The organism is Roseomonas sp. CECT 9278 (genome assembly GCF_918698155.1).
Classification (GTDB): Bacteria; Pseudomonadota; Alphaproteobacteria; order Acetobacterales; family Acetobacteraceae; genus Neoroseomonas.
The window spans coordinates 1-13,826 of record NZ_CAKKLX010000049.1 but is presented as its reverse complement, the minus strand read 5'-3'; the positions used below and the strand labels follow the sequence as shown (position 1 = coordinate 13,826).

General features: G+C 70.9%; 13 protein-coding genes. 5 read left to right on the top strand and 8 right to left on the bottom strand.

Annotated elements, in window-relative coordinates:
• Position 1 precedes the first annotated feature (1 nt).
• From LQ222_RS22105 to carA, 6 genes are all read right to left on the bottom strand, one after another.
• Positions 2-301 (bottom strand): hypothetical protein, encoded by a 300-nt coding sequence (locus LQ222_RS22105; protein WP_230169019.1) that lies wholly within the window; start codon positions 299-301, stop codon positions 2-4.
• On the bottom strand, positions 301-567 hold the full coding sequence (locus tag LQ222_RS22100; protein WP_230169018.1) for a hypothetical protein: 267 nt from the start codon (positions 565-567) through the stop codon (positions 301-303). The genes LQ222_RS22105 and LQ222_RS22100 overlap by 1 nt, the downstream gene beginning before the upstream one ends.
• Entirely contained in the window at positions 567-1,244 is a 678-nt protein-coding gene (locus LQ222_RS22095; protein ID WP_230169017.1) for a LysE family translocator, read from the bottom strand. The genes LQ222_RS22100 and LQ222_RS22095 overlap by 1 nt, the downstream gene beginning before the upstream one ends.
• Positions 1,244-2,428 carry an AAA family ATPase gene (locus tag LQ222_RS22090; RefSeq protein ID WP_230169016.1) on the bottom strand — a complete coding sequence of 395 codons (1,185 nt, stop codon included), beginning with the start codon at positions 2,426-2,428 and terminating at the stop codon, positions 1,244-1,246. Before LQ222_RS22090 ends, LQ222_RS22095 begins: the two co-directional genes overlap by 1 nt.
• A 61-nt stretch (positions 2,429-2,489) precedes the next feature.
• The gene (locus LQ222_RS22085) at positions 2,490-3,248 is read right to left on the bottom strand and encodes an SDR family NAD(P)-dependent oxidoreductase (RefSeq protein ID WP_230169015.1); all 759 of its coding nucleotides are present in this window, start codon (positions 3,246-3,248) and stop codon (positions 2,490-2,492) included.
• A gap of 28 nt (positions 3,249-3,276) precedes the next feature.
• Positions 3,277-4,653, bottom strand: coding sequence for a glutamine-hydrolyzing carbamoyl-phosphate synthase small subunit (gene carA, locus LQ222_RS22080; protein ID WP_230169014.1), 1,377 nt, complete (start codon positions 4,651-4,653; stop codon positions 3,277-3,279).
• Between the two features lie 117 nt (positions 4,654-4,770).
• Between carA and LQ222_RS22075 the strand changes: the two genes are divergently transcribed.
• Positions 4,771-5,223: a GatB/YqeY domain-containing protein gene (locus LQ222_RS22075; protein ID WP_230169013.1), complete on the top strand. Its 453-nt coding sequence runs from the start codon at positions 4,771-4,773 to the stop codon at positions 5,221-5,223.
• 84 nt (positions 5,224-5,307) lie between these two features.
• Here the strand turns inward: LQ222_RS22075 and LQ222_RS22070 are convergent, their stop codons facing one another.
• Positions 5,308-5,526, bottom strand: a complete 219-nt coding sequence (locus LQ222_RS22070) for a DUF3126 family protein (RefSeq protein ID WP_230169012.1) — start codon at positions 5,524-5,526, stop codon at positions 5,308-5,310.
• Positions 5,527-5,587: 61 nt separating this feature from the next.
• A complete protein-coding gene (locus LQ222_RS22065) occupies positions 5,588-8,410 on the bottom strand; it encodes a calcium-binding protein (RefSeq protein WP_230169011.1) in 2,823 nt (940 codons plus the stop codon).
• Positions 8,411-8,634: 224 nt separating this feature from the next.
• Here LQ222_RS22065 and dnaG point away from each other — a divergent pair, with 224 nt between their 5' ends.
• The 4 genes from dnaG to LQ222_RS22045 form a co-directional block, all read left to right on the top strand.
• Positions 8,635-10,494 carry a DNA primase gene (dnaG, locus tag LQ222_RS22060; protein WP_230169010.1) on the top strand — a complete coding sequence of 620 codons (1,860 nt, stop codon included), beginning with the start codon at positions 8,635-8,637 and terminating at the stop codon, positions 10,492-10,494.
• Positions 10,495-10,565: 71 nt separating this feature from the next.
• Positions 10,566-12,491 (top strand): RNA polymerase sigma factor RpoD, encoded by a 1,926-nt coding sequence (rpoD, locus tag LQ222_RS22055; RefSeq protein ID WP_230169009.1) that lies wholly within the window; start codon positions 10,566-10,568, stop codon positions 12,489-12,491.
• A 70-nt stretch (positions 12,492-12,561) separates the two neighbouring features.
• Positions 12,562-13,137: a GNAT family N-acetyltransferase gene (locus LQ222_RS22050; protein WP_230169008.1), complete on the top strand. Its 576-nt coding sequence runs from the start codon at positions 12,562-12,564 to the stop codon at positions 13,135-13,137.
• 176 nt (positions 13,138-13,313) lie between these two features.
• Positions 13,314-13,826 (top strand): CHASE2 domain-containing protein (locus LQ222_RS22045; protein WP_230169007.1); only part of this gene is annotated, 513 nt, incomplete at its 3' end.

Sequence of the window (13,826 nt, the reverse complement as noted above, 5' to 3'; positions counted from 1 at the left end):
GTCAGGCCTTCCGCGGGAACAGCAGCAGCGTCAGGAAGGCCACGGTCGCGACCAGGCCGCCGACCACCAGCAGGCCGGTGATGGCTTCGTCTGCCAGGCTCGGGCGCTGCGTGTTGAAGGCCCAGAGCCCGCCACCCGCCGCCATGACGCCATAGGCAGCAAAGCAGGTGACGGCCGGGCGCAGTGCGCGCGGCCCAGCGCCCAACAGCGCGGTCAGCCGCCAGAACAGCACCACCGCCGGCAGCATCAGCACCAGCGCGGCGATCGCGCCCTCCAGCAGCGCATCGAGGCCGGCATACATCAGCGGTTCTCCAGCGCGCGCTGCTGGCGTCGCGCGCTCAGCAGCAGCAGCGGCAGCACCAGCAGATGCGGGATGCCCCAGAAGCCCAGCGCCGCCAGCGCCTGCGGGCCGGCCATCAGCGTGGTCGCGCCATGCACCGTGACCGACAGCGCGAAGGCGGTGAGGGCCGCGCGCATCGGCGGCATCAGCTTCCGCAGGCTGGCCGCCAGCATGAACAGCACCAGGCCCGAATAGGCGAGCGCGAAGATCCCGGCGACGATGTCCATCAGCTGCGGCTTTCCGTCGCGAGCTTCACCGCGATCAGCCCCAGCGCGGCGCCGAGGATCCAGCGTTGCGCCGCCATCCAGCCCGGCCGCGTGCCGAGGAAGCGCGCCACGCCGGCGGCGCCATAGACCAGCAACCCGTCGAAGATGATGGCGACACCGATCTGCACCGCACCCAGCATCGCGCCCTGCACGAACACGCTGCCGAGTGCGGGGTCGATGAAGGGCGGCAGCACCGCCACGTAGAAGATCGCCACCTTGGGGTTCAGCGCGGCGGTGGCGAAGCCCACCGAGAACAGCCGCAGCGGCGGTTCCTGCGGCATCGGCCCCCGCCCCACGCCACCGCTGCGCGGCGCCGCGGGGTTCCCGGTGGGCGGCGAGAAGATCGGCTGACCGCCCGGCCGCACGCATTGCCACGCCAGGAACAGCAGATAGGCCGCGCCGCCGATCCGCAGCACGTCCCAGGCATAGGGCACGGCGAACAGCGCCGCGGTCAGCCCCGCCGCCGCACACAGCATGATGACCAGCGAGCCCGCCTGGCAGCCGACGAGCGAAACCATGCCCGCCCCGGTCCCCTGCGCCAGCGCGCGCGAGACGAGGTAGAGCATGTTCGGCCCGGGCGTGGCCGCAAGGCCGAGCGACAGGGCGGCGAAGACCAGCAGGGTTTCGATGGAGGGCATCAGGCGGCCCGGCTCCAGTCGGGCATGGTGCGCTGCATGAAGGCGTCGAACAGCGGCACGGTGAAGGCCGTGTCGCCATGCGCCGGGCTATAGACCATGCCCTTGCGGATCAGCGTGGCGCGCACCGGCGCGATGCTCTGCACGCGCACCTTCAACAGCTCGGCGATATCGCCGGAGCGATGCGGGCCGGGGCCGAGGCTCGCCATGGCGCGCAGATACTCCTTCTCGCGCGGCGTCAGCCTGTCGAAGCGCACGCGGAAGAAGCTGGCATCGAGCTTGCGGATCGTCTCGCCATGGCTGGCCTGCACATCGGCCAGCGTGATCGGCGACCCCGGCGCGATGTTCCACACCGTGTAGCCCCATTCCTGCAAGAAGAAGGGGTAGCCCTCGGTGATGCGGACGATCTCGTCCAGCGCATCATCGTCCAGCGCGACACCCTCGGCCGCCGCCGGCGCGACCAGCGCATGCCGCGCCGCATCGGGCGCGAGCGGGCCGACATGGGGGAAGTCGAACAGCCGCTCGGCATAGGATTTCGACTTGCCGGTCAGGCCGACGATCTGCGGCAGGCCGGCGGCCACCAGCAGCAGCGGCAGGCCATCCTGCGCGACGCGGTGCAGCGCCATGATCAGCGCGCTGAGTTCCGCCTCATCCAGGTACTGCAATTCGTCGATCAGCAGTGCCACCCCGGTGCCGCGCGCCTTCGCGGCGCGGCCCAGGGCGGCGAACATCTCCGGCAGGTCGGATTCCAGGTCGCCGCTGTCGGCGCTGCCGGTTTCCGGGTCCACGCCGATTTCCACACCCTCGTACTTGACCTTCAGCGCGCCGAGGAAAGCGCGCAGCACGCGCAGGCCGCGCTTCACGTGCTCGTTCACCGTGCCGAGCCGGTCGAGCTCCAGCAGCAGCCGCCGCAGGTGCGGCACCAGCAATTCCGCCAGGCGCGACTGTTCGCGGGCCTCGACCATGGCCACGCGGAAGTCGCGCTCGACCGCCAGTTCCTTGATGCGGACCAGCAGCACGGTCTTGCCGACGCCGCGCAGGCCGGTGGCGATGAAGCTTTTCTCCGGCCGGCCGGCCTTGATGCGGTCCAGCACCAGCTCCGCGCGCGCCAGCAATGGCAAGCGCCCGGCCAGTTCCGGGGGCGGCGTGCCGGCGCCTGGCGCGAAGGGGTTGCGGACCGGATCCATATCAAGGAACCTTAGGAAAGTTACTGTAGAACTAGATAACTTTGAAAATCTTCCAATACATTCACCCGTGCACCGAGAACCCGCCATCCACCGGGATCGCCACCCCGGTGATGAAACCCGCCGCGTCACTCGCCAGGAACGCCGCGACGCCCTCGAAATCCGTGGGCGTGCCCCAGCGCTTGACCGGGCTGCGCCGCAGCACGTCCTCGTTCAGGTTCGCCATGTCGACCCGCGCCTTGCGCGTGAGGTCCGTGTCGATCCAGCCCGGCAGGATCACGTTCACCGTGATGCCATCCGCCGCCCACGCGACAGCCATCGACTTCGTCATCTGCACCACGCCGCCCTTCGATGCGCCATAGGCCGCATGGAACGGCAGCCCGAAGATCGACAGCATCGACCCGTTGTTGATGACGCGCCCGACGCCGCCCTGCTTCAACCACGGATAGGCCGCCTGCGCGGCGATCATCCCGCTGGTCAGGTTGGTGGACAGCACCGTGTGCCAGTCCTCCATGCGCGTCAGTTCCGGGCGGTTGCGGATATTCGTCCCGGCATTGTTCACCAGGATATCCAGCCGGCCGAGCCGTTCCGCCGTGGTCGCAACCATCGCGCGGATCGATGCCTCGTTCGTCACATCGACTTCCACGCTGTCGGCGCGCGCGCCGAGCGCCGTCAGCTCCGCCACCGCGGCGGCGTTCTTCGCCGCGTTGCGCCCGGCCACCATCACCGCGGCGCCGGCCTTCGCCAGCCCGCGCGCGAAGCCCAGGCCGATGCCGCCATTGCCACCGGTGACCAGCGCCGCGCGCCCCGAAAGATCGAACATGGCTTTCCCCCTCGATGGACCGGCCGCGTCAGGCGGCGGCCTTGTGCGCCTCGATCATCGCGACGAAGCGGTCGAACAAATAATGGCTGTCGGACGGGCCGGGGCTCGCCTCCGGGTGGTACTGCACGGAAAATGCCGGGCGGTCGGTCGCCGCGATGCCCTCGTTCGTGCCGTCGAACAGCGAGACATGCGTGACCTTCGCATTGGCGGGCAGCGTCTTGGGGTCCACCGCGAAGCCGTGGTTCTGCGAGGTGATCTCGACCTTGCCGGTCTGCAGGTCCTTCACCGGCTGGTTGGCGCCGCGATGCCCGCGCGCCAGCTTGTAGGTCTTGGCCCCCAGCGCCAGCGACAGCAGCTGGTGCCCCAGGCAGATGCCGAAGACAGGCACGCCGGCCTCCATCACGCCCTGGATCGCCGGGATGGCATAGACGCCGGTCGCCGCCGGGTCGCCCGGGCCATTCGACAGGAACACGCCGTCGGGCTTGTGGCGCAGGATCTCCTCGGCGGTCGCCGTGGCGGGCACCACCACCACCTCGCAGCCGGACGACGCCAGGCAGCGCAGGATGTTGCGCTTCGCGCCGTAATCCACCGCGACCACCTTGTGCTTCGGCGCCGCCTGGCGGCCGAAGCCGTCCGGCCAGGCCCATTCGGTCTCGTCCCAGGAGAAGCTCTGGCGGGTCGTGACCTCCTTCGCCAGGTCCATGCCTTCCAGCCCCGGCCAGCCGGCGGCCTGGGCGCGCAGCGCGGTCAGGTCGAACTTCCCATCGGCGCGGTGGCAGACCACGCCATTGGGCGCGCCGGCGTCGCGGATGCGCGCGGTCAGCGCCCGCGTGTCGATCCCCGCCAGCCCCGGGATGCCGTGCGACACCAGCCAGTCATGCAGGTGCTTCGTGGAGCGGTAATTGGCCGGCTCGGTCACGTCCTGCTTGACGATCAGCCCGCGTGCGGCGGGGGTGATGGTCTCGATGTCCTCGATATTCGTGCCGACATTGCCGATATGCGGGAAGGTGAAGGTGATGACCTGGCCCGCATAGGACGGGTCGGTCAGCGTCTCCTGATACCCGGTCATGCCGGTGTTGAAGCAGATCTCGCCGACCGCGGCGGCCTCGGCGCCGAAGCCGTGGCCCCAGAAGACCGTCCCGTCGGCCAGCACCAGGCAGCCGGTCGCACCGTCGGGGGGGGTATCGGGGCTGGCCATGGAAGGCTCCGTCCTGGGGGTTTCGGCGGGGGTGCCGGGAAGCTCGGCCAGCGTCAGGCCGGTCGCGGCCAGCACGGCGGGCCAGTGCTTGGCAGGAATCGCGCGGGCCTGGCGCCATTTGCGGATGGCCTCGGTGCCCACGCCGCAGCGGGCGGCGGCGGCCTCGGGCCCGCCCAGCAGGGCGATGATTTCTTCCACGGTGCGCATGGGCGGGGTTATGCCGGGAAGTGATTTCCCACCGCAAGCTGAATCCGGCGCATGGGAAGTTTCCTCCCAGCGGCCGGCCGCGCTATATCCGCGCCGAACCGACCGAGGACAGACGCCATGGACCTGCGCGCCCGCTTCACCGACGAACTCAAGACCGCGATGCGCGCCGGCGAGGCCGCCCGCGTCTCCACCCTGCGGATGATCACGGCGAAGCTGAAGGACACCGACATCGCCGCCCGCCCCGGCCCGCCGGTGGATGATGCCGGCATCGTCGCCATGCTGCGCGGCATGGCGAAGTCCCGCGCCGAATCCGTCGCGATGTACCGCCAGGGCGGGCGCGAGGAACTGGCCGCCAAGGAGGAAGCCGAGATCGCGGTGATCGAATCCTTCCTGCCCCGGCAGATGGACGATGCCGCCATGGCCGCCGCGGTGGATGCCGCGGTCGCCGAGACCGGCGCGGCGACCATCAAGGACATGGGCAAGGTCATGGCCGCGCTGCGCGCGCAGCACGCCGCGACGCTCGACATGGCGAAGGCCGGGCCGCTGGTGAAGGCGCGCCTGGGCGGCTGACGCGCCCCCGCGGCGGCGGTCGATCCGGCCGGCCTCATTGGCGCCGCGCCGCCCGCCAGCGGCGGGCACGCGGCGCCAGGCGCGTCAGTTCGGCATTTCCAGGTCTTCCGACAGCACCACGATCTGCACGGCGTAGGAGACCTCGCCATCCTCGGCATCGCGGTGGATGGTGCCGATGAACTCGTCGCCGACCTTCAGCTCGGTCGAACCGCTCTTGCGCTCGGGCGCCGTGACGGCGATGCGGTTGTTGCCGAACAGGCGGCGGAGATGCGCCTGCACGGCGGCGCGTTCGGCCGGGGTCATGCGATGTTCCTCATGGGCTGGAAGGCGGGCTGGATAGCCGCGCCCGCCCTCCGGCGCAAATCTACAGCAGCTCCGGCCAGGCCGGCAGCACGCCGATCCCGGCTTCCAGCGCATAGGGCGCCTCGGCCGGCCGGGACCACGCCCCCAGCACCGCGGTGGCGTCCACGCCGACCTGCCCCAGCGTCACCTGCTCGCCGAATACCGTGATGCTGCCCAGCAGGTCCTCGTCGCGCGCGCCCGATGCACCCTGCTGGCTGCGCAGGGTGATCACGCTCGCCATGCCCGACGCGGTGCTCACCCGCTCGATCGACGCCACCTCCACCCCCAGCCCGGCGATCGAGATGCGGTCGCCTTCCGAATACCGGTAGTCGCTGATCACGTCGGCACCGATGCCGTCGATCCAATGGGCGTGGCGCGTGGCGTTCTCGGTTGCGACCCCCGCCCAGTCCACCGTCCCGTCCGGGTTCAGGTGGCGGTTCGCGACCGTCGCGGTGGTATTGAGCGTGAGTTCGAAGCGGAACAGGTCCTCGCCCGACCCGCCGCCCAGCGTATCGGCCGAGGCGCCGGTGAAGGCCGGCAGGATGCGCGCGCCGCCGCCCGCCGGCAGCGGCTCCCCGGCATCCGACCGGCTGACCAGGATATCGGCACCGGAGGACGCCCACAGCCGGTCGGCCCCGAACCCGCCATGCAACGCATCGTCGCCGCTGCCGGCATTCAGCGTGTCGTCGCCCGACCCGCCCTCCAGCCGGTCGTTGTCGTCATGCCCGTCCAGCACGTCGTCGCCCGACCCGCCGGCCAGGCTGTCGCGCCCGGTATAGCCCCAGAGCGTGTCGTTGCCCGCGCCCCCGGCCGCGCTGTCGTTGCCGTGCGACCCATCGAGCAGGTCGCCCCCCTCGCCGCCATCCAGCGTGTCGTTGCCATAGTCGGCCCAGAGCGTGTCGTTGCCGGCGCCGCCCAGCAGGCTGTCATTGTCGGCGCCGCCGCCGAGCACGTCGTTGCCCGCATCGCCGCCCAGCGTGTCGTTGCCGGCCTCGCCCAGCAGCGTGTCCTCGTTGTCGCCGCCGACCAGGCTGTCATGGCCGTCGCCGCCGGCGGCCAGGTCGAAGCCGGCATCGCCGCGCACCAGGTCGTCGCCGGCCTGGCCATAGAGCCGGTCATTGCCGATGCCGCCGACCAGCAGGTCGCGCGCGTCGCCGCCATACAGCGAGTCGTCGCCGGCATCGCCATAGAGCCAATCGGTGTCGGCATCGCCGCCCATGTCGTCGTTGCCGGCGCCGCCCACCATCATGTCGCGCCCGATGCCGCCACGCAGCAGGTCGTTGCCGTCCTCGGCGCGCAGCACGTCGTCGCCGCTTTCGCCCAGCAGCGTGTCGACCCCGGTGCCGCCATGGGCGGTGTCGTTGCCGTTGCCGCCGGACAGCCGGTCGTTGTCGGCATCGCCGTACAGGATGTCGGCCAGGTCGCCGCCCATCAGCTTGTCGTTGCCCGCGCCACCCCACAGGCGGTCGATGCCGTGTCCGCCATCCAGTTCGTCATTGCCCAGGCCACCGAGCAGCAGGTCGTTGCCCAGCTGGCCGAACAGCCGGTCGTTGCCGGCATCGCCATGGAGCCAGTCGATGCCGATGCCGCCGACCAGGCCGTCATTGCCGTCGCCGCCGCGCAGCGTGTCCAGGCCGTCATCGCCTTCCAGCCAGTCGTCGCCGGCCTCGCCCCAGGCGCTGTCGTTGCCGGCGCCGGCATCGGTCCAGTCGTTGCCATCGCCCAGGCGGATGGTATCGGCGCCGCCCATCGCCTCGACGTCGTCGTCGCCGCCGGCCATGTTGAAGCGCTCGACCTCGTCGGTGCCGCGTTCGAAGGTGCCGCGGTCGCTGCCCTCGATGGCGCGGGTGCCCAGCAGCAGGAAGTTCAGCCAGGTGGCGACATCGCCGATATCGGCATTGTCGTCGCCGTCCTCGTTGCGGAAGCGCCCGTCCACGATCTCGAAGCCGATGTGGTACAGCCCGTCGGCGATGGTGTTGGCCAGGTTCTCGCCGAGGTAGGTGGCGCGCGCGCCATTGCCCTGGATGGTGTGGAAGCCGGTCTCGATCCCGCCCTCGTCGTTGCCGTGCAACTCGATGAACCGGGCCTCGCGCGCCGCGTCGCCGCGGATCCAGGCCGACACCGCGGCGACCTCGGCCGCCGAGACGCGCCCATCGGCCGTGGCGTTCACCGCCGCGAGCCCGTCCAGGATCATGCGGTTCAGCGCATCCGCCGCCGCCAGCCCCGACAGGATCCCCTGCGCCGAGGTCCATTGCGACAGCCCGCGATCGACGATGAGCGCATCGACGATGTCATCGAGGCCGGTGCCGGTGGTGGACGGGTCGGCGATGAAATAGGTCAGCCAGGCGGCCATGTCCTCCACCGAGGCATTGGCGTCGCCGTCCTCGTTGCGGAACACGCCGTCCACGATCTGGAAGCCGATGTGGTACAGGCTGTCGGCGATGGTATTGGCCAGGTTGCGGCCGAACATCGCCTCCCGCGCGCCATCGTTCTGCACCAGGTGGTAGGCGGTCTCCTCGCCGTCCTCGTCGTCCCCGTGCAGGGCCAGGAAGGCGTCGTAGCGCCCGGGCGTGGCGCGGAACCAGGCATTGAGCGTGGCGACCTCGGCGGCGGTGATGCGCTTGTCGGCGCCGATGCCGGTTGCGGCGATGCCCTGCGCGATCATGGCGTTCAGGGCATCGGCGGCGGCCAGGCCGGCGTCCCATTCCTCCTGCGGGATGTTCGCGCGCAGGCCGCGATCCACGGCGAGGATGTCGACGATGCGGTCGAAGGCCGTGCCGGCGGTGCTGGCACCCTGTGGTGCGACAGGGTTGAGGACCAGGAAATTCTGGTTGAATGGTGTCATCGCGCTACACCTCTTGCGTGCATAAAATGCCACGCCCATCTACCGATGGGATGGTCCTGCCCGTGCCCGTGGCGCCTGGCGCGTGCCCGCCCGTTCGCCGTGGCGGGACTCATGCTTTATTCAGGAAGCGACGCAATATTTTTCTCCGACCGGCGGACCCGCGCCCCGCATGCCTTGGCAGCGCAGCGCGCGGCGTCTTGCTGTGCTAGACACTCGCCCCCGCCATGGCCCTCCCGCCCGCCTTCCTCGATGAGCTGCGCGCCCGCACGCCGCTGCCGGGCCTGATCGGCCGCAAGACACGGCTGGCCAAGTCCGGCCGGAACTGGAAGGGCTGCTGCCCCTTCCATGGCGAGAAGACGCCGTCCTTCTATGTCTATGACGACCACTTCCATTGCTTCGGCTGTGGCGCGCATGGCGATGCCATCACCTTCGTCATGCGGGCCGAGGGCGCCGCCTTCCCCGAGGCGGTGGAACGCCTGGCCGCCGAGGCCGGCCTGGACGTCCCCAAGCCCAGCCCGCAGGAGGCCGCGCGCGACCGCCGCGCCCGCGACCTGCACGCCGTCATGGCCGCCGCGGCCGAGGCCTATCACCGCCGCCTGTTCCTGCCCGAGGGCCGCGCGGCGCTGGACTACCTGCTGAAGCGCGGGCTGACCGAGGCGACCATCCGCGCCTTCGGGCTCGGCTGGGCGCCATCCGGGCGGGGTGCGATCGCCGCCGACCTGCGCGGCGAGGAGATCACTGAGGACCAGCTGCTGGAAGCCGGCCTGCTGCGCGCGGGCGAGGCCGGCGACCCGCCGCGCGACTTCTTCTATGCCCGCGTGATGTTCCCGATCCGCGACCGCCGCGGCCGCGTGATCGCCTTCGGCGGCCGCATCCTGGGCGATGGCCAGCCGAAATACGTGAACAGCCCGGAGACGCCGCTGTTCCGCAAGCGGATGGGCCTCTATGGCCTGGACCTGGCGCGGGAGGGCGCCTTCCGCGGCGCCAGCGTGGTGGTCGCCGAGGGCTACATGGACGTGATCGCCCTGCACCAGGCGGGCTTCAGCGGCGCGGTGGCACCGCTCGGCACCGCGCTCACGCCCGAACAGCTCGAGGAATTGTGGCGCCTGTCGCCCAAGCCGGTGCTCTGCTTCGACGGCGATGCCGCGGGCACCCGCGCCCTGCTGCGCGCCGCCGAGACCGCCCTGCCGCTGCTCGAGGGCGAGAAATCCCTCGCCGCCGTCCGCCTGCCGCAGGGCCAGGACCCCGACAGCCTGATCCAATCCGCCGGCCGGGGCGCCTTCGACAGCCTGCTGGGCAGTGCGCCCGACATCTTCGACGTGATCTTCGATGTCTCGCGCGAAGGGATCGACCTGCGCTCGCGCGAAGCCCAGGAAGGGTGGCAGCGAAAGCACGATGGCTGGATTTCGGCGATCGCCGACCGGCCGAAGAAGTCCTCGGTCGCCCGCCTGTTCAACCAGCGCCGGCGCGAGATCCTGCGCGAGGTCGAGAGCGCCGCGCGCAGGAAGGGCGTCCGGCTGAAGGCCAGCGGCGGCATCGCGGCAAGCCTGCCGCACCTGGTCAGCGGCCGCCGCGCGGCGCCGCGCCCGGCCATTTCCGCCGCCCCGGTGCAGGCCGAACGCGCCCGCATGCTGCTGGCGATCCTGCTGCGCCACCCCTGGCTGCTGCCCCAGGTCGAGGAGGGTGTCGGGCTGCTCGACCTGCCCGATGGCGCGCCGGCGCAGCTTCGGGCCGCGATTCTCGCATGGCATCCGGGGGCCGAACGGGTTGACTCCGAAGGTCTGATCGCCCACCTCGCTCAAACCGGGTTCGAAGATGCCGCGTCCTGGGCCTTGTCGCCCGCCGGCCTGCCGGTCGCGGCACGGCCGGAGGCCCTGCCGGGGGAGGTCGAGGAAGGCTTCTGGCACTTCTTTGCCCGGCTTGGCGGCGAGGCGGGGTTGCGGGAACAGCAGCAGGAAGCGCTGACGGCCTTGATCGAGACCAACGACCCGATCGCGGAATTGCGCCTCAAGCGGCTGTCCGAACAGCTGGAGGCGATCCGCCGCGGGGACGAGGCGGCCGGCGCGTCGGGCGACGCCGCATAGGGTAGGGGCTTTTTTCTCGGGCATCCGGTTTCCATCGGGTGCCCGAAGGCGTTGGACGGAGCGGAACACGCATGGCGAGCAAGGCGGCGGCAGGGGCCGAGACGACCGAGACCCGGGACGAACAGGTCGAAGGGCTGCTGCTCGACACCCAGTCGGCGGCCGTCAAGAAGCTGATCGCCCGCGGCAAGGAGCGCGGCTACGTCACCTATGACGAGATGAACGCCGCCCTGCCGCCCGAGCAGGTCTCCTCCGAGACCATCGAGGACACGCTCGCCACGCTCAGCGAGGCCGGCGTCAACGTGGTCGAGGCCGAGGAGACCGAGGACGGCGAGGCCGCCCCCGCCAAGCCGGCCGAGAAGAAGGATGGCGAGGAGGAGGAGGAATCCGGCGGCAACGTCGATGAGGAAACCCTCGGCCGCACCGACGACCCGGTGCGCATGTACCTGCGCGAGATGGGTTCGGTCGAACTCCTCAGCCGCGAGGGCGAGATCGCCATCGCCAAGCGCATCGAGGCCGGGCGCGACATGATGATCGGGGGGCTGTGCGAAAGCCCCCTGACCTTCCAGGCCATCCTGCGCTGGCATGAGGCGGTGAAGGCCACGCCGCCGCGCATGCTGCTGCGCGACGTGATCGACCTGGAGGCCACGCAGTCCGCCGGCACGCCCGACGGCACCCCCGCCCCGGCCGCCGAGGAGGAATTCGAGGAAGGCGAGGAAGGCGAGGGCATGGGCCTGTCGCTCTCGGCCCTTGAAGAAAAGCTGAAGCCCGAGGTGCTGGCGAATTTCGAGCAGATCGAAAGCCTCTACGGCAAGCTGGCCAAGCTCTCGAACAAGCGCATGGAGGCCTATACCTCCGGCGAGGAACTGGCCGGGCGGGGCGAGAAGACCTACGAGAAGTCGCGCCGCGAGCTGATCTCGCTGGTCGAGAAGGTCCACCTCCATAACAACCGCATCGAGGAGCTGGTCGACCAGCTCAAGGGCCTCAACCGCAAGCTGACCGTGCTGGAGGGCCAGGTCCTGCGCCTGGCCGAGGCGCAGAAGGTCAAGCGCGAGGACTTCCTGCAGCATTGGCGCGGGTCTGAGCTGGACCCGGCCTGGCTGGAGCGCGTCGGTGCGCTGCCGGGCAAGGGCTGGAAGGCCTTCGTGGCCAAGTCCTCCACCGAGGTCGAGGCGATCCGCGCGCGCATCGCGGAAGTGGCGAACCTGACCGGCATGCCAGTGGCCGAATACAAGCGCGTCTATGCCACCGTGTCGCGCGGCGAGCGCGACATGACGCAGGCCAAGAAGGAGATGATCGAGGCGAACCTGCGCCTGGTGATCTCCATCGCCAAGAAATACACCAACCGCGGCCTGCAGTTCCTGGACCTGATCCAGGAAGGCAATATCGGGCTGATGAAGGCGGTCGATAAGTTCGAATATCGCCGCGGCTACAAGTTCAGCACCTACGCGACCTGGTGGATCCGCCAGGCGATCACGCGCAGCATTGCCGACCAGGCGCGCACCATCCGCATCCCGGTCCATATGATCGAGACGATCAACAAGCTGGTGCGGACCAGCCGCCAGATGCTGCACGAGATCGGCCGCGAGCCGCAGCCGGAGGAACTGGCCGAAAAGCTGGGGATGCCTCTGGAAAAGGTGCGGAAGGTGCTGAAGATCGCCAAGGAGCCGATCTCCCTGGAAACGCCGATCGGCGACGAGGAAGACAGCCACCTGGGCGACTTCATCGAGGACAAGGCGGCGATCATCCCGCTCGATGCCGCGATCCAGTCGAACCTGCGCGAGGCGACCACCCGCGTGCTGGCCAGCCTGACCCCGCGCGAGGAGCGCGTGCTGCGCATGCGCTTCGGCATCGGCATGAACACCGACCACACGCTGGAAGAAGTGGGCCAGCAGTTCAACGTGACGCGCGAACGCATCCGCCAGATCGAGGCCAAGGCGCTGCGCAAGCTCAAGCACCCGTCGCGGTCGCGCAAGCTGAGGTCGTTCCTCGACAACTGATCCGCACGCGCGGCTTGACCGCCGCCACGCCGGGCCGCGAGACTCGCCGCGCGGCGCGAAGGGGACAGCCATGGCGGCAACGCAGGCAAATGGCATCCAGGAGGTGGCGGTCGACGTCACCTTCCTGCGCATGGAGGCGCCGCCCACCGACACGCCCCGCCCCCTGCCGCCCGGCATCCGCATCGAACAGGCACGCCACTGCTCGGTCCCGTTCTACCGCTACCTGTACGACACGGTGGGCGAGCCCTGGCTGTGGTGGATGCGCCGCACGGCGTCGGAGGCCGAGCTGGCGGCGCTGCTGTCGATGCCCGCCATCTCGGTCCATGTGGTGGTGAAGGATGGCGAGCCGGCGGGGTTCTACGAGCTCGACCGACGCTCCCCGCAGGTGGTGAACCTGGCCTATTTCGGGCTGATGCCCTGGGCGATCGGCAGCGGGATCGGCCGCGCCGTCCTGCGCCATGCGATCGACACCGCCTGGGGCGCGGGACGCGCGGCGGTGACCGTGAACACCTGCACGGCCGACCATCCGCGCGCGCTGCCGGCCTATGTCGCGGCGGGCTTCCAGCGGCTGCGCACGGTGCGGGAGGTCTGGCCGGTGCCGCGCCGGCTTGGCCTGAAGGTGCCGGCGCACCTGGCGCAGGGCTGAGAGGCCGTCATGCGGCAGCGGCCCGCCCGCCCGCCCGGCCATGCGGGGACCGACGGCACGGCCACCGCCGCCATGCGGTGCCCATCGCCGCCGGGCGCCGGTCGCGGCGGTCCCTGACGCCCGATGGCCGGGCGCTCCGCGGCAGGCTGGCGCCCGACCGGCACGCAGGGGCGCGGATGAAGGCCGGCGCCCTGGCCGCCGCGGTGCTGGCGCTGGCCGCCCTGGTTGCGCCGCGCATCGCCGACCGGGCGCGGGATTCGGCAACCGACCTGCTGGTCCAGGCCGTGCCGCGCCCGCCGGATGGCGCGACGCCGGTGGTGATCGTGGCGGTGGATGCCGCGACCCTCGCTGCCCAGGGGGCATGGCCATGGCCGCGGGATGCGCTGGCGCGTCTGGTCGCCGCCGTGGCCGCGCAGCGACCGGCGGCGATCGCGCTCGACATCGTGCTGCCGGACCCCGCGCCGGGTGACGCCGCGCTGGCCGCCGCCATCGCCGCGGCGCCGGTGGTGCAGGCGGTGCTGGCGGGGGGCGATGCGCCGCCGCCGGGGCCTGGCGTGGTGCTGATCGGCGCGCCCGACCTGGTTCGGATACCGGCGCTGCCGGGCGTGGCCGCGCCGGCGGTGGGCGGCGCGCCGACCGGCTTCGCGGGCCTGCCCGGCGCCGTGGTGCGCGCCGCGCCGATGCTGGTG

What these genes read in the sequence shown, in the direction of transcription:
- LQ222_RS22105 (WP_230169019.1), bottom strand. Translation starts at nt 301, where the DNA reads ATGTATGCCGGCCTCGATGCGCTGCTGGAGGGCGCGATCGCCGCGCTG.
- LQ222_RS22100 (WP_230169018.1), bottom strand. Translation starts at nt 567, where the DNA reads ATGGACATCGTCGCCGGGATCTTCGCGCTCGCCTATTCGGGCCTGGTG.
- LQ222_RS22095 (WP_230169017.1), bottom strand. Translation starts at nt 1,244, where the DNA reads ATGCCCTCCATCGAAACCCTGCTGGTCTTCGCCGCCCTGTCGCTCGGC.
- LQ222_RS22090 (WP_230169016.1), bottom strand. Translation starts at nt 2,428, where the DNA reads ATGGATCCGGTCCGCAACCCCTTCGCGCCAGGCGCCGGCACGCCGCCC.
- LQ222_RS22085 (WP_230169015.1), bottom strand. Translation starts at nt 3,248, where the DNA reads ATGTTCGATCTTTCGGGGCGCGCGGCGCTGGTCACCGGTGGCAATGGC.
- carA (WP_230169014.1), bottom strand. Translation starts at nt 4,653, where the DNA reads ATGCGCACCGTGGAAGAAATCATCGCCCTGCTGGGCGGGCCCGAGGCC.
- LQ222_RS22075 (WP_230169013.1), top strand. Translation starts at nt 4,771, where the DNA reads ATGGACCTGCGCGCCCGCTTCACCGACGAACTCAAGACCGCGATGCGC.
- LQ222_RS22070 (WP_230169012.1), bottom strand. Translation starts at nt 5,526, where the DNA reads ATGACCCCGGCCGAACGCGCCGCCGTGCAGGCGCATCTCCGCCGCCTG.
- LQ222_RS22065 (WP_230169011.1), bottom strand. Translation starts at nt 8,410, where the DNA reads ATGACACCATTCAACCAGAATTTCCTGGTCCTCAACCCTGTCGCACCA.
- dnaG (WP_230169010.1), top strand. Translation starts at nt 8,635, where the DNA reads ATGGCCCTCCCGCCCGCCTTCCTCGATGAGCTGCGCGCCCGCACGCCG.
- rpoD (WP_230169009.1), top strand. Translation starts at nt 10,566, where the DNA reads ATGGCGAGCAAGGCGGCGGCAGGGGCCGAGACGACCGAGACCCGGGAC.
- LQ222_RS22050 (WP_230169008.1), top strand. Translation starts at nt 12,562, where the DNA reads ATGGCGGCAACGCAGGCAAATGGCATCCAGGAGGTGGCGGTCGACGTC.